Raw genomic sequence first — 24408 nt, forward strand, 5'->3', positions numbered from 1 at the left:
GACGGAAATGTTGAATGTTGTACCGTCATCGCGAGCAGGCTCGCTCCCACAGTGTTTTGTGCTGTACAAAAAGTATCCACAGGAGCGTGGGAAATGCGTTGGGCGACTTATTTCGCCGTGTTGGCGTCTGTCTTGAGTGTCGGCCTGGCCTTGGGCGTCAGCATGCCGTTGGTGTCGTTTCGCCTGGAAGGCTGGGGTTACGGCTCGTTCGCCATCGGTGTGATGGCAGCAATGCCTGCCATTGGCGTATTGCTGGGGGCAAAGATCTCCAGCCATCTGGCCGCGCGTCTGGGCACGGCCAATCTGATGCGCTTGTGCCTGTGGGCCGGGGCGTTGTCCATCGGTTTGCTGGCGCTGTTGCCAAGCTATCCGATTTGGCTGGTATTGCGACTGATGATCGGGGTGATCCTGACCCTCGTCTTCATCCTCGGCGAAAGCTGGATCAACCAGTTGGTGGTCGAACAATGGCGCGGTCGATTGGTGGCGCTGTATGGCAGCAGTTATGCGCTGAGTCAGCTGGCCGGGCCGTTGCTGCTTGGCGTTGTGGGCACCGAACACGATTACGGATTCTGGGTCGGCGTCGGTTTGCTGATGGCGGCACCGCTCCTGTTGCTGGGCCGCAGCGGCGCACCGACCAGTGAAGCCTGCAGTGTGACCTTCAGCGACTTGCTGGTCTTCTGTCGTGGCCTGCCGGCGATTGCCTGGGCGGTGTCGCTGTTCGCAGCGTTCGAAGCGATGATCCTGACGTTGTTGCCGGTGTATTGCCTGCGTCAGGGCTTTACGACGGACATTGCGTTGGCGATGGTCAGCACGGTGGTGGTGGGTGATGCCTTGCTGCAATTGCCGATTGGCGCGCTGGCTGATCGCTTGTCGCGACGTACGTTGTTCACCGGGTGTGCGGTGGTCCTGCTGATATCGAGCCTGGCCATCCCGTTGTTGATCGACACGTTGCTGATCTGGCCGTTGTGGGTGTTGTTCGGTGCCAGTGCCGGCGGCTTGTTCACCTTGTCACTGATCCTGATCGGCGAGCGCTATCGCGACGATGCGCTGGTGCGCGCCAATGCGCATATCGCGCAGCTGTGGGGTATCGGTTGCCTGATCGGACCGCTGGCGGCCGGTGCCGGCAGTCAGTGGATCAGCGGGCATGCGTTGCCACTGCTGATGGCGGCCGGTGCGCTGGGGTTGGTGATTCTGCTGTCGCGGCAAGGAGCATTTGGCACTGTGGCCGAACCTGCCTAGAGCATCCGCTCAAGGCCAACGGTGGTGCTCATCCACGAATTAAAGCGACGCCACCAAGTCCCCGGCTCCTTGGTTAGCGTGTGCAGTTTTCCGTCGTCCTCGGTAACCCAGACGACCTGGCCATTTTCCAGTTTCGCCTGATAACTCAGGGCCGGAGCCATGCCTTGAAACGCCAGTTCACGCACGCGTGCGGCGAGTTCCGGGCTGTCCACCAGCACTCCGACTTCGGTGTTCCACAGCACTGAGCGCGGGTCGAAATTGAACGAGCCGATGAAAGACTTCTGCTGGTCGAAAATCATTGCCTTGCTGTGCAGGCTGGAGTCGGAGCCGCGGTAGGACTTGCTGTAAAACAGATGGGGTCCGCTGCCGCCACCTTCGCCAGGCTGGCGACGCATTTCGAACAGCTGCACGCCATGCTCCAGCAGTGCCTTGCGATACGGCGCGTAACCGCCATGCACCGCCGGGACGTCAGTGGCTTCCAGTGAGTTGGTCAGCAGGCTCACCGACACCCCGGCATCGGCGCGCCCGGTCAGGTACACCAGCCCCGGCTGGCCGGGTACGAAGTAGGCCGAAACCATGATCAGCTCTTTGCTGACGCCATTGAGCTCGGGCGCCAACTGCGTGGTCAGCAGCAACTGCGGGTCGGGCTCGCCGTCGGCCAGCACCTTGCTCGGCGCGTCCCACAGTGCCTGGTTCCAGGCCCAGATCAACTCCCGACGCCAGATTGCCAGGCGCGGGTGCGTGGTGTAGGTCATCAACTGCTGGTAGAGCGCGTGATTCTGTTTGCGTGTTTCCTCAAGCGATTCTTCCAGTCGGGTCCGGGTGTTTTCCAGGTCCCGGGCCGTCGGTTTGCTCGAGAGGAACTCGTCGATCGGCTTGCTCAGCGCACTGTTCCAGTATTGGTCGAAACTGTGCCCCAGCTGTTCGGCGACCGGGCCGACGCTGAGCATGTCGATGTCAGTGAAATTCAGGTTGGGTTCGGCATCGAAGTACTCATCCCCCAGATTGCGTCCACCGACGATGGCGATGCTGTTGTCGGCCAGCCACAGCTTGTTGTGCATGCGTCGGTGTTGCTGCGACAGGTTGAGCAACCGTCCCGCCGTTCGTGTCACGCCGGTACTGCGGCCAAGGTGCAATGGGTTGAACACACGGATCTGGATCTGCGGATGCGCCGCCAGCGTGGCGATGATCCGGTCCAGGCCATCGCTGGTGGTGTCGTCGAGCAGAATGCGCACGCGCACGCCGCGGTCGGCGGCCTTGAGCAGTTCGTCCACCAGCATCCGTGTGCTGATGCCGTCATGCACGATGTAGTACTGCAAATCCAGGCTGCTTTGGGCGTTGCGGATCAGCTCTGCGCGGGCCGTGAAGGCTTCGGTGCTGTCGGACAGCAGGCGAAAGCCGGATTGCCCCTCGTGGGGCGCAGCCTGAGCTTGAATCGAGCGACCGAACGCCGAGTCACTGGCGGGCAGCGCCTGGCTCGGTTCGCGCGGAACGTTGAGCGTCGCACAGCCGCCGAGGAACGAGGCGAGTAACAGAAGAGCGAGCAGGGGCTGTCTGACTCTCACGTGGGATCGTTCCGATTGGCGGCAGGTGTCGGCATATGGACGCTGGGTTCCCGAGAAAGGTCAGTCGGTGAAGCAGTCGGTTTCCGCGAGCAGTTTGATCGCGGCGGCGCCGACCTTGCGCACCGCTTCTTCAATTTGCGGCGTAGGCTTGGCAGCGTAGTTCATCCGCAGGCAATTGCGGTATTTGCCCGAGGCGGAAAAGATACTGCCGACGGCAATCTGTACGCCTTGATCGTGCAGTGCACGATTCAGTTTCAGGGTGTCGAAACCCTCCGGCAGTTCGACCCAGAGCATGAAACTACCCTGAGGGCGACTGGCTCGGGTACCGGCCGGAAAATAGCGGCTGACCCAATCGATCATCACGTCGCGATTGCGCTGGTATTGAGTGCGCATCCGCCGCAAATGCGGTTCGAAGTGTCCGCCCTTGAGGAATTCTGCAATGGCAATTTGCGGTTGCGGCGCGGTGGAGCCGGTGCTGATGTATTTCATGTGCAGCACCCGTTCCAGATACCGTCCCGGCGCCACCCAGCCAATACGCAGCCCCGGTGCCAGGGTCTTGGAAAAGGAACTGCAGAGCAGGACGCGGCCGTCTTCGTCGAAGGATTTGATCGTGCGCGGGCGCGGATAGGTGTAGGCCAGTTCGCCATACACATCGTCCTCGATGATCGCTACGTCGAAACGCTGTGCGAGCGTCAACAGCGCGCGTTTGCGCGACTCCGGCATGATGTAGCCCAGCGGGTTGTTGCAGTTGGGGGTCAACTGTATGGCCTTGATTGGCCATTGTTCCAAGGCCAGTTCGAGGGCATCTAGGCTGATCCCGGTGAGCGGGTCGGTGGGGATTTCCAGGGCTTTCATGCCCAGGCCCTTGAGGGTCTGCATGGCGCCGTGAAAGCTTGGCGAGTCCACGGCTACGATGTCGCCCGGGTCGCATATGGCGCGGATGCTGGTGGAAAGCGCTTCGTGACAACCGGTGGTGATCACCAGGTCGTGGGCCGTCAATTGGCAACCGGAATCGAGCAGCAGACGGGCAATCTGTTCGCGCAGTTCGAGGGTGCCGTAGATGTTGTCGTAATACAGACCGGGCATGTCCTGCCGCCGGCTGATTCGCGCTAGGTTGCGCAGCAGCGGTTTCATGGTCGGCGTGGTGATGTCCGGCATGCCGCGACCCAGTTGCACCACATCCTTGCGTGGCACCGCGCGGATCAGTTCCAGCACCTGATCCCACTGGGAAATATCCACCGGCCGCTGCGCCGGGCGACCAATGGCCGGAAGCTCCGGCAGTTCGCGACCCACTGGTACGAAGTAGCCCGACTTGGGTTTAGGTGTCGCCAGGCCGCTGTCTTCCAGCACGCGATACGCCTGCTGCACCGTGCTCAAGCTGACGCCGTGTTCAACACTCAACGCCCGCACTGACGGCAGCCGGTCACCGGGGCGATAGAAGCCCTGTTCGATACGCGTGCCGAGCAGTTCGGCGAGGTTGACGTAAAGGGGCATGGTGCAGTCTCGGTCTGGGTGATTCGGTTAACCAGTACAGATGGGGCGAAAATATAGGATTCAGACGCTGAAATGCAAAATCTGTATGGAGTTAATACGGTCTTGTTGAATCTGTAATGCTTTTTGCCGTCCGCGCATCATGAAAGCTCTGGCTACCCAAGTAAACAGGAGCAATCAAAATGAACGGCTTGAGCGATGTGCGGCTGACGTTACACAGTCAGGAATTGGCGGCAGGGCAAATCAACGGCGCACGCGAGGCGGTCATGCGCAACGCACCGTCCGGCCTGAGTCGCTGGGCTCTGTTCTGGCATCGTTTGCACACGCGCAAGGCGTTGCTGGAGCTCACGACTGAGCAACTGAGGGATGTGGGGCTGAGTCGGGAGCAGGCGCGGGAGGAGGGGCTTAAGCCCTTCTGGCGGATCTAGTCACGATCGTTCACTCCGCGTGGGAATGCCGCCTCGGACGCTCCGCGTCCGCTGTGACGCAGAGCGTCACGGGATGCATTCCCACGCAGGAGCGTGGGAACGATCAGGTCAGACCAACTCTTTAAGCCGATGCCACAACATCCCCAACGCCAACAACGGCGAGCGCAAATGCTTGCCGCCAGGGAACGTGATATGCGGCACCTTGGCAAACAGATCAAACCCACCACCCTGCTGACCACTGATAGCCTCAGCCAACAGTTTCCCCGCGAGGTGCGTGGCATTTACGCCATGACCGGAATAAGCCTGGGCGTAATACACATTCGGCTGGTCCTTGAGCCGCCCGATCTGCGGCAGACGGTTGGCGCCGATGCCGATCATACCGCCCCATTGATAGTCGATCTTCACCCCGGCCAGCTGCGGGAAAACCTCCAGCATCTTCGGCTGCATGTAGGCGGCGATGTCCTTCGGGTCGCGACCTGAATAATGACAGGCGCCGCCAAACAGCAAGCGTCGGTCCGCCGAGAGCCGGTAGTAATCCAGTGCCACCCGTTGATCGCAGACCGCCATGTTCTGCGGCAGCAGCGAGTGAGCCAGTTCTTCGCTCAAGGGTTCGGTGGCGATGATGTAGCTGCCGGCGGGCAGCACCTTGCCGCCGAGATCGGGATTGAGTTCATTGAGGTAGGCGTTGCAGCCCAGCACCAGCGTCTTGGCGCGAACCGAGCCCTGGGCGGTATGGACCTTGACCTCGGGGCCATAATCGATGCGGGTGACCGCCGATTGTTCGAACAGCTTCACCCCCAACTGCAGCGCAGCGGCCGCTTCGCCCAGTGCCAGGTTCAGCGGATGCAGATGCCCCGAGCCCATGTCGATCAAACCGCCGACGTAGCGGTCGGAACCCACAACGGAATGCATTTCACTGGCTTGCAGCAGACGGGTTTCGTAACGGTAACCGAGGCTGCGCAGCTCTTCGGCGTCCTCGGCAAAACCTTCGAGGTCCCGGGGTTTGTTGGCCAGATCGCAATAGCCCCACGTGAGGTCGCAAGGGATCTGAAAACGCTCGACGCGCTGTCGGACGATTTCCACCGCTTCCAGGCCCATGAGTTTCATCTGACGCACGCCGTCCGCACCGATCACGTTGGCGAACTGATCGAGACCATGACCGACGCCACGAATCAACTGCCCGCCGTTGCGTCCGCTGGCGCCCCAACCAATTTTGTGGGCTTCGAGCAGGATCACACTGAAGCCGCGTTCGGCCAGTTCGAGCGCCGTGTTCAACCCGGAGAACCCGCCACCGACCACGCACACGTCCGCCACCAGGTCGGCTGTGAGCACCGGATGTTCGGGCTGCGGCAGGCTGCTGGCGGCGTAGTAAGAAGCAGGATGCTGGTGGTTCGGGGCCGGTTGCTGAGCACGGGCATTCATGTGCGTGTACCTGATTCTTGTGTTTAGAAAATTTGACGGAGCATAAGCCGGACCTTCGGGCACGGGCAACACTGGTCGGTTGGTGCTGTCTGGATCGGGGCTTTTACGTCAGAATCCCGCTCTATTCCGCTTTTGGTTACCGCTTCGATGAGCTGCAACAGTCAGAAAATTCGCACGTTACGGCAGCAGATTCCCTTGTTCGAGTGCGTGCCCGGCTGCCATGACTGCTGTGGGCCGGTCACCACCTCACCGGAAGAAATGTCCCGACTGCCGCGCAAGACCCGCGCCGAGCAGGACGCGGCGATGGATGAGCTCAACTGTGTGCATCTCGGACCTAACGGCTGCACCGTGTATGACGAGCGGCCGCTGATCTGCCGGTTGTTCGGCACCACCAAGACCTTGCCGTGCCCGAATGGGCGGGGACCGGTGGAGCTGATTCATCCGCGGGTCGAGAAGCAGATTCACGAGTACATGGCCAGCACCCGGCAGGTGTTGGTCTAGTAGACCTAGTCGCCGCCATCGCGAGCTTGCTCGCGATGGGGCCCTAACCGGCACCGAAAAATGCTCAGTCGGGAATCGGCAGATTCAAGCTCTCTTTTACTTCTTCCATCACGATATAGCTCTTGGATTCGCGCACATGCGGCAGCTTGAGCAGGATGTCGCCCAGCAGTTTGCGGTACGAGGCCATCTCGGAAATCCGCGCCTTCACCAGATAGTCGAAATCTCCTGACACCAAATGGCACTCCAGCACGTGGGGAAGTTTCAGGACCGCGCGTCGGAACTCTTCGAAAGTATCGCCGGATTTATAGTCGAGACTGATCTCGACGAACACCAGAAGACTACCCTTGAGGTGCTGCGGATTCAGCCGGGCGTTGTAGCCCATGATGATTCCTTCGCGCTCCAGCCGCCGGACCCGCTCGGTACACGGCGTGGTCGAGAGCCCGACCTTTTCCCCCAGTTCGGTGAAGGAGATACGCCCGTCCGCTTGCAGGATCCGCAGGATGTTGCGGTCGATCTTGTCCAGCTCACGTTTGGTCTGAGTGTTGGTACGCATAGGGGATGCGCCTCCGTGAAAAGCGTTTTTGCCGAGAATTCTCGCCAAATATAGGCACTTATATAGTGAAAAGCACTGCCTAATCTTTTTTACACTGCGCACATCAATGCTCGACAACTACGAACGTCAGCGGCAAGCCGCGATGAGGGATATGAAAATGCGCGTTATGGTCTTGGGTAGCGGCGTCATCGGCACCACCAGTGCTTACTATCTGGCGCGTGCCGGGTTTGAAGTGGTGGTCGTGGACCGTCAGCCGGCCGCTGCCATGGAGACCAGTTTCGCCAACGCCGGGCAGGTTTCGCCGGGTTATGCCTCGCCGTGGGCTGCACCGGGTGTTCCGCTTAAAGCCATCAAGTGGTTGTTGCAGCGCCACGCGCCGCTGGCGATCAAGGCCACCGCTGACATCGACCAATACCTGTGGATGGCGCAGATGCTGCGCAACTGCACCGCCAGCCGTTATGCGGTGAACAAGGAGCGCATGGTCCGCCTGTCCGAGTACAGCCGTGACTGCCTCGACGAATTACGCGCCGAAACCGGTATTGCCTACGAAGGCCGTAGCCTCGGTACCACCCAACTGTTCCGCACCCAGGCTCAACTCGACGGCGCCTGGAAAGACATCGCCGTGCTGAAAGAATCCGGCGTGCCGTTCGAACTGCTCGACCGCGCCGGCATTGCCCGCGTTGAGCCAGCGCTGGCCAGCGTCACCGACATCCTCGCCGGTGCCCTGCGCCTGCCGAACGACCAGACCGGCGACTGCCAGATGTTCACCACCCGCCTGGTCGAAATGGCGACCAAACTGGGTGTGGAATTCCGCTTCGACCAGGACATTCAACGCCTCGATTACGCTGGCGACCGCATCAATGGCGTGTGGATCGACGGCAAGCTGGAAACCGCTGATCGCTACGTGCTGGCGCTGGGCAGTTACTCGCCGCAGCTGCTTAAGCCGCTGGGTATCAAGGCGCCGGTGTATCCGCTCAAGGGTTACTCCCTGACCGTGCCGATTACTAACCCGGCGATGGCCCCGACTTCGACTATTCTCGACGAGACCTACAAGGTCGCGATCACCCGTTTCGACAACCGCATCCGCGTCGGTGGCATGGCTGAAATAGCCGGTTTTGACCTGTCGCTGAACCCGCGTCGGCGCGAAACCCTGGAGATGATCGTCAACGACCTCTATCCTCAGGGCGGCGATCTGGCCCAGGCGAGTTTCTGGACCGGTCTGCGTCCGACCACTCCGGACGGCACGCCGATCGTGGGTGCTACGCCGTTCAGCAATCTGTTTTTGAACACGGGTCACGGCACGCTTGGTTGGACCATGGCGTGCGGTTCCGGTCGCTTGCTGGCCGATCTGATGGCGAAGAAAACGCCGCAGATCAGCGCCGAAGGCCTCGATATTTCCCGTTATGGAAAAAAACTTCAGGAGTCTGCAAAACATGTCAATCCAGCGCCAGCTCACCAATGAGCGCATGAGCCAGATCGTAGTCCACAGCGGTACCGTGTATCTGGCAGGGCAGGTCGGCGACGATATGAACGCCGGGATTGAACAGCAGACCCGTGAAACGCTTGCCAACATCGAGCGTTTGCTGGATCTGGCCGGGACCGACAAGAGCCGTTTGCTGTCGGTGACGATTTACTTGAAAGACATCGATGCTCACTTTGAAGGCATGAACGCGGTCTGGGACAAGTGGCTGCCAAAAGGCGTCGCACCGGCCCGTGCCACTGTTGAATCGAAGTTGTGCGAACCGGAAATCCTGGTTGAGCTGTCGGTTGTCGCCGCTCTGCCATAAACCCGTCTGAAAAATCCCTCTCCCGGTGCTACTGGTGGTTCACGCCGTCAGCCAGCGCCGGTTTTTCTTCCCATGACCGCCTAGAAGTCTGCCGCCATGCGTCCAGCCCGTGCCCTGATCGACCTTCAAGCCCTGCGTCACAACTACCAAATCGCCCGTGAAGTCACGGGGGCCAAGGCCCTCGCGGTGATCAAGGCCGATGCCTACGGTCATGGCGCGGTGCGTTGCGCCCAAGCGCTGGAAGCTGAGGCGGACGGGTTTGCCGTGGCCTGCATCGAAGAAGCGTTGGAGCTGCGAGCCGCGGGCATTCGTGCGCCGGTGTTGCTGCTGGAAGGTTTTTTCGAGGCCGATGAGCTGTCGCTGATCGTCGAGCATGACTTCTGGTGCGTGGTGCATTCGCTGTGGCAGCTCGAAGCCATCGAGAACGCTGCACTGAGCAAGCCGATCACGGTCTGGCTCAAGCTCGATTCGGGCATGCACCGGGTGGGCTTGCATCCAAAGGATTATCAGGCGGGCTATCAACGGCTGCTGGCCAGCGGCAAGGTCGCGAAGATTGTACTGATGAGCCACTTCGCCCGAGCCGATGAGCTGCACAGTCAGGCCAGTGCCGAGCAGGTCGCGGTGTTCGAAGCGGCGCGCCAGGGTTTGTCGGCCGAGGTCAGCCTGCGCAACTCGCCGGCAGTGCTCGGTTGGCCGCAGATTCCAAGTGATTGGGTGCGCCCGGGCATCATGCTCTACGGCGCGACTCCGTTTGAAGAAGCCAATGCCGTGGCGTCCCGCCTGCAACCAGTGATGACCCTCGAATCGAAAGTGATCTGCGTGCGTGAACTGCCGGCCGGCGAGCCGATCGGTTACGGCGCCACCTTCATCACCCAGAAACCAATGCGCGTGGGCGTGGTGGCCATGGGTTACGCCGACGGCTATCCGCGCCAGGCACCGACCGGTACGCCCGTGATGGTTGCCGGGCAGCGCAGCCAGTTGATTGGCCGGGTGTCGATGGACATGCTCTGCATCGACCTGACCGATGTGCCGCAAGCCGGCCTCGGTTCGACCGTCGAGTTGTGGGGCAAAAACATTCTCGCCAGTGATGTGGCCGCCGCCGCGGGCACGATTCCTTACCAGATCTTCTGCAACCTGCGCCGGGTGCCAATGCTCTATTCCCGGGCTTAGGTTAAAGCGCTCCGACCGAAAGTCGCTTCGCCGAACAGGATTCAGGTCCAAGTGTTGTAAATACTGAACGCTGTCGCCATGATAACGCTCATTATTCCAACAACCTGAATCCCTGGAGGCTCCAGCATTGGACGTCGGTGAACGACTGCAATCCATCCGTAAGCTCAAAGGACTTTCCCAGCGTGAACTCGCCAAACGCGCGGGCGTCACCAACAGCACCATTTCGATGATCGAGAAGAACAGCGTCAGCCCCTCGATCAGTTCGCTGAGGAAAGTACTGGGCGGGATTCCCATGTCCATGGTCGAGTTCTTTTCCGAAGAGATCCTGCAGGAAAAACCGACTCAGATCGTCTACAAAGCCAACGAGCTGATCGATATTTCCGATGGCGCAGTGACCATGAAACTGGTCGGCAGGGCTCATCCGAGCCGGGCCATCGCGTTCCTCAACGAAATCTACCCGCCTGGCGCCGACACCGGTGACGAGATGCTCACCCATGAGGGCGAGGAAACCGGGATTTTGCTCGAAGGTCGACTTGAACTGGTGGTAGGGCTTGAAACTTTTGTGCTGGAAGCCGGCGACAGCTACTACTTTGAAAGTACTAAACCGCACCGTTTCCGTAATCCGTTCGATGCGCCAGCGCGACTAATCAGCGCAGCGACTCCAGCGAATTTCTAAGAAAAGAGGCGCCCCGCCAGCATTGCGCAGGTGCCCGAGTTGTTTTTCCGCCACGCACAAGACCCCTTCGACTTTAGGGTTGTTTCAGTGTGGCGGGCTTACCGTTATACTTGCGCCCGCCTGCGAACCGTGGCCGTGGGCGTGACTAGCCACCATTGAGGGTGAACGCGTGAATCTAATTATGAAAATGCTGGCCGTACCAGCAACCGTATTGGCCCTTTGGGCAGTCAGCGCACAAGCTGCGACCAACGACGATATTGCTAAACGCCTTGAGCCAGTCGGCCAGGTCTGTGTGACGGGTAAAGAGTGCAAGGGGATGGAAGTCGCTGCTTCTGCGGGTGGTGGAGATGCCAAAACCCCAGACTCAGTGATTGCAAAACATTGCAACGCTTGCCACGGTACTGGCCTGTTGGGCGCGCCAAAAATCGGTGACACGGCGGCGTGGAAAGAACGTGCCGATCACCAGGGCGGCCTCGATGGCATCCTGGCCAAAGCCATTACCGGTATCAATGCGATGCCGCCTAAAGGCACCTGTGCAGATTGCACCGACGCCGATCTCAAAGGCGCCATCCAGAAGATGTCCGGCCTGAAGTAAGCCTTCATCTTCATCAAAAAACCGCTTACGAGCGGTTTTTTTGTGCCTGCGATTTGCGCCTGAGACTGTTCATTGCAGCAAAGACCCGGCAAGCTCGGTCCAACCCCAGTTCACGGAATGTAAGGGAGGATCAGATGGTGCAGCTGTGTTCTATCGAGCAAGCGGTCGATGATGTCCTGGCACGGTTGCCGGCGCATATCCACATGGGCCTGCCCCTCGGTCTGGGCAAACCCAACCATTTCGTCAACGCGCTGTTCCAACGCATCGCGCAGTTGCCCGAGCGGCAGCTGACGATCTACACCGCCCTGTGCCTGGGCCGTCCTTCCTTGGGCGACGGTTTGCAAAAGCGCTTTCTTGAGCCCTTCATCGAGCGGGTTTTCGGCGATTATCCGGAACTGGATTTCCTGGCCGACCTGCATCGTGACAGCCTGCCGTCCAACATCCATGTTCAGCAATTCTTCATGCAGCCTGGCAGTCTGCTCCACAGCGCACAGGCCCAGCAGGATTACATCAGCAGCAATTACAGCCACGCCGCTCGAGACATCAACACCGCCGGATTGAACCTGGTGGCGCAATTGGTGGCCAGCCACAGCGAGCATCCCGACCGCCTGAGCCTGAGCTGCAACCCGGACATCACCCTTGACCTGTTCCCGATGATCGCCAAACGCCGGGCGGCGGGGGAGACGATCCTGCTGGTGGGGCAGGTGCACAACGATTTGCCGTACATGCCCGGTGATGCCGAAATCGGTATCGACACGTTCGACCTGCTGATCGACGAGAAGGACAACACCACGCTGTTCTCCACGCCGAACATGCCGGTGGGTTTCCAGGATCACTTCATCGGGCTGCACGCCAGCACGCTGGTGCGCGACGGCGGCACCTTGCAGATCGGCATCGGTGCCATGGGCGATGCGCTGACCGCTGCGCTGCTGGCGCGGCAGGCCGACAATGACGGTTACAAGGCGTTGCTGGCGGACGTGAATCTCAGCCAGTGGGCGCAGCTCATCGACCGCGAAGGCGGCGTCGAACCTTTCGCCAAAGGCCTTTATGGTTGCAGCGAAATGTTCGTCAACGGCTTGCTGGTGCTGGCTGATGCCGGGATCGTGCGGCGCAAGGTCTATCCCGATGTGCCGACCCAGCAACAGGCGAATGCCGGTACGCTGGACGAAGCCGCGCAGACTGACGGCATCTCGGTGCATGGCGGCTTCTTCCTTGGGCCGCGCAGTTTCTATGAACGCCTGCGCGAGCTGCCGCACAGCAAGCGGCTCGAGTTCAACATGACCCGCATCAGTTACATCAACGAGCTCTACGGTCAGGAAGAACTCAAACGCTTGCAGCGCCTCGATGCGCGTTTCATCAACACCGCTTTCACGATGACCCTGCTTGGAGCAGCCGTATCGGATCAGCTTGAAGACGGGCGAGTACTCAGCGGTGTCGGCGGGCAATACAACTTCGTCGCCCAAGGCCATGCACTGGAAGGCGCGCGTTCGGTGCTGCTTCTGCGCAGCTGGCGCGAGTCGGGCGGTGAGGTGAGTTCGAACATCGTTTGGGAGTACGGCCATTGCACGATCCCGCGGCATTTGCGCGACATTGTGGTCACCGAGTACGGCATCGCCGATCTGCGGGGCAAGACCGATGCGGCGGTGATCGAGGCGTTGCTGAACATCAGCGACTCGCGTTTCCAGCCGGGGTTGATCGAACAGGCTCAGGCCGTTGGCAAGCTGCCGAAGCATTTCCGTATTGATCCACGGTTCGCCGACAACAGTGCGCAGCGCTTGCAGGCCATTCAGGCGCTGCATCCGCAGCTGTTTCCGGAGTATCCGTTGGGCTGTGATTTCACCGCCGAGGAGAAGGATCTGCTGCGGGCGCTGAACTGGTTGAAGAGCAAGTTCAAGCTCACGGAGATCCTGGAGCTGGGCAAAGCAGCGCTGGATGCGCCGGAGCCTTCATCGTTTCCCGAACATCTGGAACGGATGAAGCTGACGAAACCGGAAGGGCTGAAAGAGGATTTGTTTCAGCGACTATTGCTCACCGGCCTCAAAGCCACCACGCAGTAACAGCCAGCCGAAAACAACTGTAGGAGTGAGCCTGCTCGCGATTGCGGTGTATCAGCCAACGAAAATGTCGACTGATACACCGCAATCGCGAGCAGGCTCACTCCTACAGGGGGTGTTGCGGTGTGGCGTTATTCGATGAAGGTCACGACGCCGCCAGCCAGCGACTGCACGCGAGCCAGGGACTCAACGCGATAACCCTGGGCATCCAGTTCCGCACGGCCACCCTGGAACGACTTCTCGATCACGATACCCAAACCCGCGACGGTAGCGCCGGCTTGTTTGATGATCGAGATCAGCGCTTGCGACGCCTTACCGTTGGCCAAAAAGTCATCGATGATCAGCACGCGGTCGCTGCTGGTCAGGTGGCGCGGGGAGATCGCCACGGTGCTTTCGGTTTGCTTGGTGAACGAGTAAACGGTCGCCGACAGCAGGTTTTCGGTCAGGGTCAGGGACTGATGCTTGCGCGCAAAAATCACCGGCACGCCGAGGTTCAGGCCGGTCATGATCGCCGGAGCAATGCCCGAGGCTTCGATGGTGACGATCTTGGTGATGCCCGAATCCTTGAACAGCGTGGCGAATTCGTCGCCGATCAGCTTCATCAGGGCCGGGTCGATCTGGTGGTTCAGAAAGGCGTCAACTTTCAGGACCTGGTCGGAAAGCACGATGCCTTCTTCGCGAATTTTCTTGTGCAGTGCTTCCATGAAGCGTTCCTCTAAGGACGGCTATGCGTCTAAGGCTGGTTAAAAAGTAGTCGATTCTAGCGCTTTAACATCGCGCGTATATCCGCCAATGCGGTATTGCCGCGAACGGCTTTGACTTCAACGGGTGTGTCGTCGGTGCCTTCCCAGGCCAGGTCGTCCGGTGGCAGTTCATCGAGGAAGCGGCTCGGCGCGCAGTCGATGATCTCGCCGTATTGCTTACGCTTGGCGGCGAAGGTGAAGGCCAGCGTCTGACGCGCCCGGGTAATTCCGACGTAGGCCAGCCGACGTTCTTCTTCGATGGTGTCGGCTTCGATACTGGAACGGTGCGGGAGAATTTCCTCTTCCATGCCCATGATGAACACGTAGGGAAACTCCAGGCCCTTGGAGGCGTGCAAGGTCATCATCTGCACACCTTCGGCACCGTCTTCCTCTTCCTGCTGACGTTCCAGCATGTCGCGCAGGACGAGTTTGCCGATGGCGTCTTCGACGGTCATCTCGCCTTCTTCGTCTTTTTCGAGGGTGTTCTTCAACGCCTCGATCAGGAACCAGACGTTACCCATGCGGTAATCGGCGGCCTTGTCGCTGGAGCTGTTGGTGCGCAGCCAGTTCTCGTAGTCGATGTCCATGACCATGCTGCGCAGCGCCGAGATCGGGTCTTCGCCGGCGCACTGCTCACGGACCTTGTCCATGAAGCGCTTGAAGCGCGACAGACGATCGGTGAACCGCGTATCCAGATGCTCGCCCAGACCGATTTCGTCGGTGGCGGCGTACATCGAGATTTTGCGTTCGGTGGCGTAGTTGCCAAGCTTTTCCAGCGTGGTCGAACCGATCTCCCGGCGTGGGACGTTGATCACCCGCAGGAAGGCGTTGTCGTCGTCCGGGTTCACGATCAAGCGGAAGTAGGCCATCAGGTCTTTTACTTCCTGACGTCCGAAAAAGCTGTTGCCGCCGGACAGGCGATACGGAATCTGGTGGTGTTGCAGCTTCAGCTCGATCAGCTTGGCCTGGTAGTTGCCGCGGTACAGGATCGCAAAATCGCTGTAGGGCCGATCCGTGCGCAAGTGCAGGGTCAGCAGTTCCACGGCCACGCGTTCGGCTTCGGCGTCTTCGTTGCGGCAACGGATCACGCGGATCTCGTCGCCGTGGCCCATCTCGCTCCACAGCTGCTTTTCGAATTCGTGCGGGTTGTTCGAGATCAGCACGTTGGCGCAGCGCAGGATGCGGCTGGTGGAGCGATAGTTTTGCTCCAGCATCACCACTTTCAGGGACGGGTAATCGTCCTTGAGCAGCATCAGGTTTTCCGGACGCGCGCCGCGCCAGGCATAGATCGACTGATCGTCATCGCCCACCACGGTGAACTGGTTGCGCGTACCGATCAGCAACTTCACCAGCAAATACTGGCTGGCGTTGGTGTCCTGGTATTCGTCCACCAGCAGGTAGCGGACTTTGTTCTGCCATTTTTCCAGGATGTCGGCGTGTTCCTGGAACAGCTTCACCGGCAGCAGGATCAGGTCGTCGAAGTCCACCGCGTTGAACGCCTTGAGCGTGCGCTGATAGTGGGTGTAGACGATGGCGGCGGTCTGTTCCTTGGGGTTGCGTGCGTTTTCCAGGGCTTCGGGCGGCAGGATCAGGTCGTTCTTCCACGATCCGATCATATTCTTGATCTCGTCGACGCCGTCGTCGCCCGAGTATTCCTTCTGCATGATGTCGGTCATCAAGGCTTTGACATCGGTCTCGTCGAAGATCGAGAAACCTGGCTTGTAGCCCAGCCGCACGTGTTCCTTGCGGATGATGTTCAGGCCCAGATTGTGGAAGGTGCAGACGGTCAGGCCGCGGCCTTCGCCGCCCTTGAGCAGGGTGCCGACCCGTTCCTTCATCTCGCGCGCGGCCTTGTTGGTAAAGGTCATGGCGACGATGTACTGGGCGCGAATGCCGCAGTTCTGGATCAGATGCGCAATTTTGCGGGTGATCACGCTGGTCTTGCCGGAGCCTGCACCGGCGAGCACCAAAAGAGGGCCGCCGACGTAGCTCACGGCTTCTTGCTGCCGGGGATTGAGTCGGGACATACGAAATCAGGGAGTCGTTTGCGAAATGGGCCGGCATTTTAACAGGCTCAGCGAATTGTGCTGCTCTCTCCGACTTGTGACGCAGCACGCTATCTATATTTGCCGGTTTTGATACTTTCACGCAGGATGCGCGATGAATGTGCGTCTATTGTTCGTTATTCAAGATACAAAGCCGCGTTGGATAACCGAGGTCATTTGGTCATTGGTTACCGGCGCTGCATAATGCCCGCCGCCTACATCTTTGCAGAGTCTAGGGAGCTAGCTTGTCTACGCCTGTCGAACCCTTGCGTTTGCTGCTACTGGCCGAAGAGCCAGCGTGGGCAGCGTTGTTGCGCGAGTGTCTGGCTCCGATGGGGAGCTCGACCGTGCTGATCAGCGCGCCGAGCTGGGAGTCGGTCAGCAGTCTGTTCGATGACAACCGCGGTGCGGTGTTGTTGACGATTCCAGCGCTTCAACCTCTACCTGGCCGTTGCAGCCTGCCGACGGTATTGCTGCTCGAACATGAGCCGCTGTCGCCACCCGATGGGGTGAGTGACTGGCTGGTACGCGATCACCTCGATCCCGGCATGTTGCGCCGGTGCCTGCGGCATGTGCGCGAGCGTGGCGTGCTGGAAAACACCCTGCAGCGCCTGGCCGAGCAAGACCCGCTGACCGGCATCGCCAACCGCCAGGGTTTCCAGACCTTGCTGGCGGCACGCCTGGCGGAAAACGACGGCCGTGGTCTGGCCCTCGGTCACCTCGACCTCGACAACTTCCGTCACGCCAACGATGCCCTTGGCCATCAGGCGGGTGACCGGTTGATCCTGCAAGTGGTCGCGCGGCTGAAAAGCCAGCTTGAGGCCAGCGATCAGTTGGCCCGACTGGGCAGTGATGAGTTCGCCCTGCTGATCGACACCCGCCGCGCGCCTCAGCGTGCCGAATGGATGGCCGAACGGATCACCGAAGCGCTGGCCGAGCCTTACTGGGTCGACGGCGAAAGCCTGTTGATCGGTTCCAGCCTGGGCATCGCCCACGCCCGGGCCCAAGCCGGCGCCGACCCGCTGATGTGGCACGCGCACATCGCCATGCAACAAGCCAAAAGTACGCAGGGCTGCACTTTTCACATCTTCAATGAACGCATCAATCGCAATGCCCGCAGCATGGCCGACCTCGAAAGCGAGCTGCGCCGGGCGTTGCGTCGGGATGAACTGGAACTGCATTACCAGCCACGTCTGAACCTCGAGGACGGGCAGATCGTCGGCCTCGAAGCCTTGGTGCGCTGGCGTCATGGCGAGCGCGGTTTGCTGCCACCCAGCGAATTCGTGCCGCTGGCCGAGCAAAGCGGCTTGATTGTGCCGCTGGGCTACTGGGTGATTTCCCGGGCCTTGCGCGACATGCAAGCTTTGCGCGAACGGGGTTTGCCGGCGTTGCACATGGCGATCAACCTGTCGTTCCGGCAGTTTCAGGACAGCCAGTTACTCTCGACACTGAGTCGGCTGATTGCCGAGCGCGGCGTCGAGGCGCAATGGCTGGAATTCGAACTGACTGAAACCGCGGTGATGCGCCGCAGCGATCTGGTCAAGCAGACCATGGATGCGTTGGGGCGTCTGGGTGTGCGCTTTTCCCTGGACGACTTCGGCACCGGTTTCTCTTCGTTCGTGCACCTCAACAGCCTGCCGATTACCTTGCTGAAGATCGATAAGAGCTTTGTCGGCGGCATGGAACAGCGCGAAGAGAATCGCAAACTGGTGCACGCGATGATCAATCTGGCGCACAACCTCAATCTTGAAGTGGTCGCCGAAGGCGTAGAAACGCCGGAGCAACTGGATCTGTTGCGCGGGTTTGGTTGCGATCAGGTGCAGGGATATTTGATCAGCAAACCATTGCCGTTGGCGGAGTTGGTTGAGTACCTGACCTTTGGCAGCAGTCAGCAGCCATCACTGGAAGTCGTGAGCTAACCCCGCCCCCTGTAGGAGTGAGCCTGCTCGCGATAGCGGTGTATCAGTCAGTATCGTTGTTCACTGACAGACCGCTATCGCGAGCAAGCTCGCTCCCACAGGGAATTTCACTCGGTCTGGGCGATGTCGAAACGCTGTGACGACGGCTCCTGCCGAATCATCCGCTTCATCTTCCACTCAAACGCCCACGTCAGGCTCACCGCCGCGCACGCCAGCCCCAGCGCCAATCCCCACCAGACACCTGTCGGCCCCCAATTCAAATGGAAGGCCATCCACCAGGCGGCTGGCGCGCCAATCAGCCAATAGCAACCCAGCCCCACCAGGAACGTGGTCTTGGCATCCTTGAGCCCGCGAATGCAACCCATGGCGATGGTTTGCGTGCCGTCGAACAGCTCGAACCACGCGGCGACCGCCAACAGGCTCACGGCCAGGTTGATGACGTCGCGAAACGCCGGGTCGTTGTGGTCCAGGAACAAACCGATCAACTGATTCGGCAGCAACCAGAAGACCATGGCGAAGGCCAGCATCGCTGCCGCGCCAAAAGCGATGCCGACCCGTCCAGCCAGCCGTGCATTCAGCAGCTGCCCGGCGCCGTAGTGCTGCCCGATGCGCATGGTGATCGCATAGGAAATCCCCGCCGGAACCATGAACGCTACCGAGACGATCTGCAGGGCAATCTGGTGTGCGCCCATTTGCGTACTGCCCATGGTGCCCATGCACAGCGCGGCGAACGCAAACAGCCCGACTTCCACCGCGTAGGTGCCACCAATCGGCAGGCCCAGGCGCCACAGTTCCTTGAGGTATTGACGGTTAGGTCGCGACAGGCCCTGACGCAAGGGATAAGCGTCGTAGGCCGGATGCCGACGGATGTACCAGGCCAGCGCGAGCGCCATGCAGTTGGCGACAACAGCGGTAACCAGCCCGATGCCCATCAACCCCAGTTTCGGCAGGCCGAACATGCCGGTAATCAATGCGTAATTGAGCAGGAAGTTAGCCACGGTGCCGCCGAGGCTGATGACCATCACTGGCGTCGCCCGGCCAATGGCGCTGGTGAAGCCGCGCAGGGCCATGAAACTCAGGTAACCGGGCAGGGCGAACGGCAGGATCAGCAGGAACTGCCCGGCCGCGTGGACGTTGGTTTCGGTCTGGCCGAACAGCAGCAACACCGGTTTGAGGTTCCACAGCAGCAGCCCGGCCACCAACGCCATCAACCACGCCAGCCATAACCCTGCCTGGGTCAGCCGGGTGGCGCCGACGATGTCGCCGGCACCCTGGCGGATGGCCACGAGGGTGCCGACCGCGGCGATCACCCCAATGCAGAAAATCGACACGAACGAGTAAGTCGCTGCGCCCAGGCCGCCACCGGCCAGCGCCTCTGGACTCAGGCGCGCCATCATCAAGGTGTCGGTGAGGACCATCAACATGTGCGCCAACTGCGAGGCAATCAACGGCCCCGCCAGCCGCAGGATGGCCCAGAGTTCGGTACGTGCTGGATGCTGCATGGTCATCACGCTCGATAATTAAAGAGGGACAGGAAAGCGTCGATTCTCGGCGCTCTACAGGGTTTGCACAAAGGGATAAAAAGGATGGGTTGCATGATTCAAACTCATGCTGGAGAGTTTCTGCTAGGTTGACCGAATCCCGCTATAGGAGCTTTCCGAATGTCTCGTCGTCTTCCTCCCTTGTATGCTCTGCGCGCATTCGAAGCGGCGGCGCGGCACAGTTCGTTTACCCGTGCGGCCGAAGAATTATCGATCACCCAAAGCGCGGTCAGCCGGCACATTCGTACGCTCGAAGAGCATTTTGCCTGTCGGCTGTTTCACCGCAGTGGGCGCAATTTGCAACTGACCGAGTCGGCGCGGCTGATCCTGCCCGGCATTCGCGAAGGCTTCACCGCCCTGGAGCGGGCCTGCAATACCTTGCGCGCCGAAGATGACATCCTGCGCATGAAAGCGCCGTCGACCCTGACCATGCGCTGGCTGCTGGCACGGCTCAGCCGCTTTCGGCACCTGCAACCGGGTAACGAGGTGCAATTGACCAGCGCCTGGATGGACGTCGACTCGGTGGACTTCAACCATGAACCGTTCGACTGCGCCGTCATCCTCAGCAACGGAAATTTCCCGCCGGACTGGGAGGCGAGTTTCCTGTTCCCGGAAGAGCTGATTCCAGTCGGCGCGCCGAATCTTCTGCAGGATCAACCGTGGGATGTTGCACGGCTGGCCAACGCCGAACTGCTGCACCCGACGCCGGACCGACGTGACTGGCGCAGTTGGCTGGAACGCATGGGGCTGGCGGATCAGGTGTCGCTCAAGGGCGGGCAGGTGTTCGACACGCTGGAACTGGGCATGATCGCCGCCGCCCGAGGTTATGGCGTGTCCATGGGCGATCTGCTGATGGTGGCGGAAGATGTGGCTCAGGGACGTCTGAGTCTGCCGTGGCCGACGGCCGTCGCCAGCGGTGAGAAATATTACCTGGTCTGGCCGAAAACTCGCCCCGGTGGTGAACGTTTGCGCAGGCTCAGCGACTTCCTGCAAGGCGAAGCCCGAGCAATGGAATTGCCCGACGTTCAACACTTGGGCTGAATCGATAGAGCCGCCGCAATAGCGGCCTTGAGCCATATCCCGGTTAATTACTCAAGTATTCAGATTTTCCGCCGAAAATGCAGGTGGAACCTTCGTGCAGGTTCGACGCAATTCCCATTATTAGAATTTTGCTGAGTGTGCAACCAGATCAAGGAGGATCCGGTCGCTCGGCCAGGAGCTGTCATGTCTCAACCACGTGCCCGGATCGCCTCACAGCTTGGTCTTGCGCTTGCCGTGATACTGGCGATTGTCATCAGCGGCAGTACCGTGTTCGCCCTGCGTTCGCTGGACACCGCCAACCTCGCCACCCGCGAAGAGCACCTGGCCAGTGAAGCCCGGCTGCTGGCGGATCAGCTGAGCACCTTTCACGGCACGTTGCGTGAAAGCACCCAACGCTTGGCCGGTCTGTTCGAGAAGCGCTTCAGCGCCGGGTTGAGCGTGCACCCGGACGAGCCGGTGGCCGTGGCGGGCACCCAGACCCCGGGCCTGCACCTGGGTAGCGAAGTGTTGAACAACAATTTCAAGGAAGTGGACGAGTTCAAGCAAATGACCGCCGGCGTGGCGACGGTGTTTGTGCGCAGCGGCGAAGACTTCATTCGGGTCAGCACGTCCCTGAGCAAACAGGACGGCAGCCGAGCCATCGGTACGCTGCTCGATCACGCCAATCCGGCGTATGCCCGCTTGATGGCAGGGCAGGCCTACGTCGGTCGCGCCTTGTTGTTCGAACGCTCCTACATGACTCAGTACACCCCCGTACGTGACAGCGGCGGTAAGGTGATTGCTGTTCTGTTCGTAGGATTCGATTACACCGACGCTCAGAACGCGCAGTTCGCCAACCTCAAACGCTTCCGTATCGGCCAGACCGGTTCCTTGGCGTTGCTCGATGACCAAGGCAAATGGCTGGTGCCAATCGCGGGCGTACAAGCGCTGGATCAGGCGACGCCGACCATCGTTGGCTTGGCGAAAACGCCGGGCAAGGGCGAGTTCTGGAGCGACAAGTCCGAAGATTTCTACAGCATTGCCGTACCGTTTGAAGGCGGCCCATGGTCGGTCGTAGCGAGCATGCCGAAAACCGAAATCCGTGCCGTGACCTGGAGTGTCGGCATTCAATTGGCGATTGGCAGTCTGCTGGCGATGTTGATCGCTGTAGGTTCAGCGGTCTGGTTGCTGCGCAGCAAACTCGCGCCTTTGGGTGATCTGGTGCGTCAGGCGGAAGCCTTGGGTGCCGGTGATTTGAGCGTGCGGCTGAACGTATCGAGCAACGACGAGATCGGTCAACTGGCCCGTGCGTTCAACCAGATGAGCCAAGCGCTGTCGACCATGGTCGAGCACATCCGCAAGGCCTCGCAAGAGGTCAACAGCCGCGCCCAGGCCTTGTCCGGTCTGTCCGGTGGCGCCTATGAAGGCATGGAGCAGCAGTCAGGCGAAATCACCAGCATGGCCGGCGCCGTTGAAGAGTTCAGCGCCACCTCCCTGAACATCGCCGACAACATGGGCAACACCCAGCGTCTGGCCCAGGAAAACGCACAGCAAACCCAGATCGGTCGTACGTCGATGGACGAAGCGTCCTCGTCCCTGGAGCAAATCGCTGGCGCGCTGAACAGCACGGCGACGGTGATCAATACCTTGGGTCAGCGCTCCCAGGAAATCGGCGGCATTGTCGGTGTGATTACCTCGATTGCCGATCAAACCAACCTGCTGGCGCTCAATGCCGCCATCGAAGCCGCACGTGCCGGCGAGCAGGGTCGTGGTTTTGCGGTCGTGGCCGATGAAGTTCGCAACCTGGCGTCACGTACTCGCCAGGCGACGGACGAGATTTCCGGGATGATCCAGAGCATTCAACTGGAAACCGGTAACGCCATCAGCACCATGGAACAGGGCAACGTTTTGATGCAGGAAGGCCTGTCGCGCAACGCCAATGTCGCCAGTGCCCTGGCACGGATCGATGAGCAAAGCCGTTCTGCCGGTCAGCAATTCGCGGCGATCACCACCGCGACTCAGGAGCAGAGCAGCACCGCCACCTTGCTCAGCAGCAACCTGCAAAGCATTGCTCTGGCGAACAGTGAGCAGCGTGAAGTGGTGTCCAATCTGGCGATCACCGCCAAAGAGCTGGAGAAGCTGGCGGCGGACTTGCGGCATGAGGTTGACCGGTTCCGCTGAGGCACCTTTGGAATAGCTATCGGTAGCAAGCTCGCTCCCACATTGGATCGGTGGAAACACAGAGTTTGTGAACACCCGAGATCAATTGTGGGAGCGAGCTTGCTCGCGATGGGATCACCTGCATTTTCGTGTTTACCTCATCTTTCGCATCAACCCGCTCCCAGTCCGTAGGCAGCACTTCTTGTCATTCACCATTTTTAAGCTTGATGAATCGTTTCAGCAAGTCTATAAAAATGGCACAACTCCAAGAAAGGCTCCTGTCATGACTCCGCTCAAACTCATCATCGCTCTCGGTGCGCTGTCGGCTACCTCCCACGCCATGGCCTGGGACTACGTGCTGCTCGACACCGACAAAGCGGCCCAGAACTGGCAGATCACCAGTCAGCAGCTCGGCATCAAAACCGACAAACCCTTCTCGGTCACCCTGCGCACCTTGCACGGCGGTCGGCAGGAGGGCGTCAGCATCGTCGACATCGATAACGGCACGATGAAACTCTCGGTGGTCCCCACCCGCGGGATGAACGTCCTGCAGGCGTCGGTCGGTGATGTGCGCATGGGGTGGGACTCGCCGGTCAAAGAGGTGGTCAATCCATCCTTCATCGAGCTCAATGGTCGTGGCGGTCTGGGCTGGCTGGAAGGTTTCAATGAACTGGTCACCCGCTGTGGCTACGAATGGGTCGGCCACCCCGGCATAGACAACGGCGAACTGCTGACCCTGCACGGCCGCGCCGCTAACATCCCTGCGAACAAAGTCACGCTGCACATCGATGAAAAACCACCTTACGCCATCAGCTTGCGCGGCGAGCTGAAAGAGCAGGCGTTCAAGAAAGTCGACTTCACGGTGAAGACCGAACTGGTCACCGAACCCGGCAGCACAGCGTTCGCCCTCAACGACACCCTCACCAACAACGGCGATTATCCGAAGGAATACCAGGCGCTGTACCACAGCAACTTCAGCACCCCATTCCTGGAGCAGGGCGCTCGTTTCGCCGCACCGGTGAAACAGGTCTCGCCGTTCAATGACAAGGCCAAGGGCGATCTGCCGGACTGGCAAACCTACCGCGCGCCGACCAAGGACTACGACGAGACGGTTTACAACGTCGTGCCATATGCCGATGCCAAGGGTGACACGTTGACCGTGCTGCATAACAAGGCGGGGAGCCTTGGGGTTTCGGTGGGTTTCAATACTCAGCAGTTGCCGGTGTTCTCCCTGTGGAAAAACACGGACACCCAAGGGCAGGGCTATGTCACGGGTCTTGAGCCAGGAACGAGCTTTTCCTACAACCGCCGGTATCAGCGGCCACTGAATCTGGTGCCGACGATTGCGGCCAAGGAGCAAAAGCAGTTCCAGATCAGCTACAGCTTGCTGGCGGACAAGGGGGCTGTGGATAAGGCGTTGAAGCGAGTGAACGAGATTCAGGGCGGGCGGGAGACTGAGGTGCGGCAGACTCCGTTGGTGGATCTCACCAAGGAGTAAA

The 24408-nt window shown here is 60.1% G+C and carries 20 protein-coding genes; 13 read left to right on the forward strand and 7 right to left on the reverse strand.

Annotated elements, in window-relative coordinates; genetic code table 11:
• The first annotated feature begins 93 nt into the window (after nt 1–93).
• Nucleotides 94–1239, forward strand: a complete 1146-nt coding sequence (locus ACMXYJ_RS02200; RefSeq protein ID WP_415758630.1) for an MFS transporter — start codon at nt 94–96, stop codon at nt 1237–1239.
• On the opposite strand, the gene ACMXYJ_RS02205 is transcribed toward ACMXYJ_RS02200, so the two are convergent.
• Together ACMXYJ_RS02205 and ACMXYJ_RS02210 are read right to left on the reverse strand one after the other, a co-directional pair.
• Nucleotides 1236–2804: a phospholipase D family protein gene (locus tag ACMXYJ_RS02205; protein WP_415758631.1), complete on the reverse strand. Its 1569-nt coding sequence runs from the start codon at nt 2802–2804 to the stop codon at nt 1236–1238. The genes ACMXYJ_RS02200 and ACMXYJ_RS02205 overlap by 4 nt on opposite strands.
• Nucleotides 2805–2864: 60 nt before the next feature.
• Entirely contained in the window at nt 2865–4298 is a 1434-nt protein-coding gene (locus tag ACMXYJ_RS02210; protein ID WP_415758632.1) for a PLP-dependent aminotransferase family protein, read from the reverse strand.
• A gap of 179 nt (nt 4299–4477) precedes the next feature.
• Between ACMXYJ_RS02210 and ACMXYJ_RS02215 the strand changes: the two genes are divergently transcribed.
• Nucleotides 4478–4723 carry a DUF1127 domain-containing protein gene (locus ACMXYJ_RS02215; RefSeq protein WP_415758633.1) on the forward strand — a complete coding sequence of 82 codons (246 nt, stop codon included), beginning with the start codon at nt 4478–4480 and terminating at the stop codon, nt 4721–4723.
• A gap of 108 nt (nt 4724–4831) precedes the next feature.
• Here the strand turns inward: ACMXYJ_RS02215 and ACMXYJ_RS02220 are convergent, their stop codons facing one another.
• Nucleotides 4832–6145 (reverse strand): NAD(P)/FAD-dependent oxidoreductase, encoded by a 1314-nt coding sequence (locus tag ACMXYJ_RS02220; RefSeq protein WP_415758634.1) that lies wholly within the window; start codon nt 6143–6145, stop codon nt 4832–4834.
• Between the two features lie 147 nt (nt 6146–6292).
• On the opposite strand from ACMXYJ_RS02220, the gene ACMXYJ_RS02225 reads away from it, so the two are divergent.
• Entirely contained in the window at nt 6293–6646 is a 354-nt protein-coding gene (locus ACMXYJ_RS02225; RefSeq protein ID WP_415758635.1) for a YkgJ family cysteine cluster protein, read from the forward strand.
• Nucleotides 6647–6710: 64 nt separating this feature from the next.
• Here ACMXYJ_RS02225 and ACMXYJ_RS02230 read toward each other — a convergent pair whose 3' ends face one another.
• Nucleotides 6711–7199 carry an Lrp/AsnC ligand binding domain-containing protein gene (locus ACMXYJ_RS02230; RefSeq protein WP_003206849.1) on the reverse strand — a complete coding sequence of 163 codons (489 nt, stop codon included), beginning with the start codon at nt 7197–7199 and terminating at the stop codon, nt 6711–6713.
• A gap of 157 nt (nt 7200–7356) precedes the next feature.
• On the opposite strand from ACMXYJ_RS02230, the gene dadA reads away from it, so the two are divergent.
• From dadA to ACMXYJ_RS02260, 6 genes are all read left to right on the forward strand, one after another.
• Nucleotides 7357–8661: a D-amino acid dehydrogenase gene (gene dadA, locus ACMXYJ_RS02235; protein WP_074880408.1), complete on the forward strand. Its 1305-nt coding sequence runs from the start codon at nt 7357–7359 to the stop codon at nt 8659–8661.
• Nucleotides 8633–8986 (forward strand): RidA family protein, encoded by a 354-nt coding sequence (locus ACMXYJ_RS02240; protein ID WP_008150191.1) that lies wholly within the window; start codon nt 8633–8635, stop codon nt 8984–8986. The genes dadA and ACMXYJ_RS02240 overlap by 29 nt, the downstream gene beginning before the upstream one ends.
• Before the next feature lie 96 nt (nt 8987–9082).
• Nucleotides 9083–10156 (forward strand): alanine racemase, encoded by a 1074-nt coding sequence (gene alr, locus ACMXYJ_RS02245; protein WP_415758636.1) that lies wholly within the window; start codon nt 9083–9085, stop codon nt 10154–10156.
• 127 nt (nt 10157–10283) lie between these two features.
• Entirely contained in the window at nt 10284–10832 is a 549-nt protein-coding gene (locus tag ACMXYJ_RS02250) for a cupin domain-containing protein (RefSeq protein WP_008150195.1), read from the forward strand.
• A gap of 181 nt (nt 10833–11013) precedes the next feature.
• A complete protein-coding gene (locus ACMXYJ_RS02255) occupies nt 11014–11427 on the forward strand; it encodes a c-type cytochrome (RefSeq protein ID WP_415760668.1) in 414 nt (137 codons plus the stop codon).
• A gap of 134 nt (nt 11428–11561) precedes the next feature.
• On the forward strand, nt 11562–13484 hold the full coding sequence (locus ACMXYJ_RS02260; RefSeq protein WP_415758637.1) for an acetyl-CoA hydrolase/transferase C-terminal domain-containing protein: 1923 nt from the start codon (nt 11562–11564) through the stop codon (nt 13482–13484).
• Nucleotides 13485–13612: 128 nt separating this feature from the next.
• Here ACMXYJ_RS02260 and ACMXYJ_RS02265 read toward each other — a convergent pair whose 3' ends face one another.
• On the reverse strand, nt 13613–14185 hold the full coding sequence (locus ACMXYJ_RS02265; protein WP_020799401.1) for a xanthine phosphoribosyltransferase: 573 nt from the start codon (nt 14183–14185) through the stop codon (nt 13613–13615).
• 56 nt (nt 14186–14241) lie between these two features.
• Nucleotides 14242–16251 (reverse strand): DNA helicase Rep, encoded by a 2010-nt coding sequence (rep, locus tag ACMXYJ_RS02270; protein ID WP_201184711.1) that lies wholly within the window; start codon nt 16249–16251, stop codon nt 14242–14244.
• A 263-nt stretch (nt 16252–16514) separates the two neighbouring features.
• Between rep and ACMXYJ_RS02275 the strand changes: the two genes are divergently transcribed.
• A complete protein-coding gene (locus tag ACMXYJ_RS02275; RefSeq protein WP_415758638.1) occupies nt 16515–18188 on the forward strand; it encodes a putative bifunctional diguanylate cyclase/phosphodiesterase in 1674 nt (557 codons plus the stop codon).
• A 107-nt stretch (nt 18189–18295) separates the two neighbouring features.
• Here the strand turns inward: ACMXYJ_RS02275 and ACMXYJ_RS02280 are convergent, their stop codons facing one another.
• Nucleotides 18296–19690, reverse strand: coding sequence for a NorM family multidrug efflux MATE transporter (locus ACMXYJ_RS02280; RefSeq protein ID WP_415758639.1), 1395 nt, complete (start codon nt 19688–19690; stop codon nt 18296–18298).
• 159 nt (nt 19691–19849) lie between these two features.
• Between ACMXYJ_RS02280 and ACMXYJ_RS02285 the strand changes: the two genes are divergently transcribed.
• From ACMXYJ_RS02285 to ACMXYJ_RS02295, 3 genes are all read left to right on the forward strand, one after another.
• Complete coding sequence (locus ACMXYJ_RS02285; protein WP_046045061.1) at nt 19850–20770, forward strand: LysR substrate-binding domain-containing protein; 921 nt, start codon at nt 19850–19852, stop codon at nt 20768–20770.
• Nucleotides 20771–20953: 183 nt separating this feature from the next.
• Nucleotides 20954–22930 (forward strand): methyl-accepting chemotaxis protein, encoded by a 1977-nt coding sequence (locus tag ACMXYJ_RS02290; RefSeq protein ID WP_415758640.1) that lies wholly within the window; start codon nt 20954–20956, stop codon nt 22928–22930.
• Nucleotides 22931–23192: 262 nt separating this feature from the next.
• Nucleotides 23193–24407 (forward strand): aldose 1-epimerase family protein, encoded by a 1215-nt coding sequence (locus tag ACMXYJ_RS02295; RefSeq protein ID WP_415758641.1) that lies wholly within the window; start codon nt 23193–23195, stop codon nt 24405–24407.
• The last annotated feature ends 1 nt before the right edge of the window (nt 24408 follow it).

Origin of the sequence: Pseudomonas arabinosi (assembly GCF_047758675.1) — a bacterium.
Taxonomy (GTDB): domain Bacteria; phylum Pseudomonadota; class Gammaproteobacteria; order Pseudomonadales; family Pseudomonadaceae; genus Aquipseudomonas; species Aquipseudomonas arabinosi.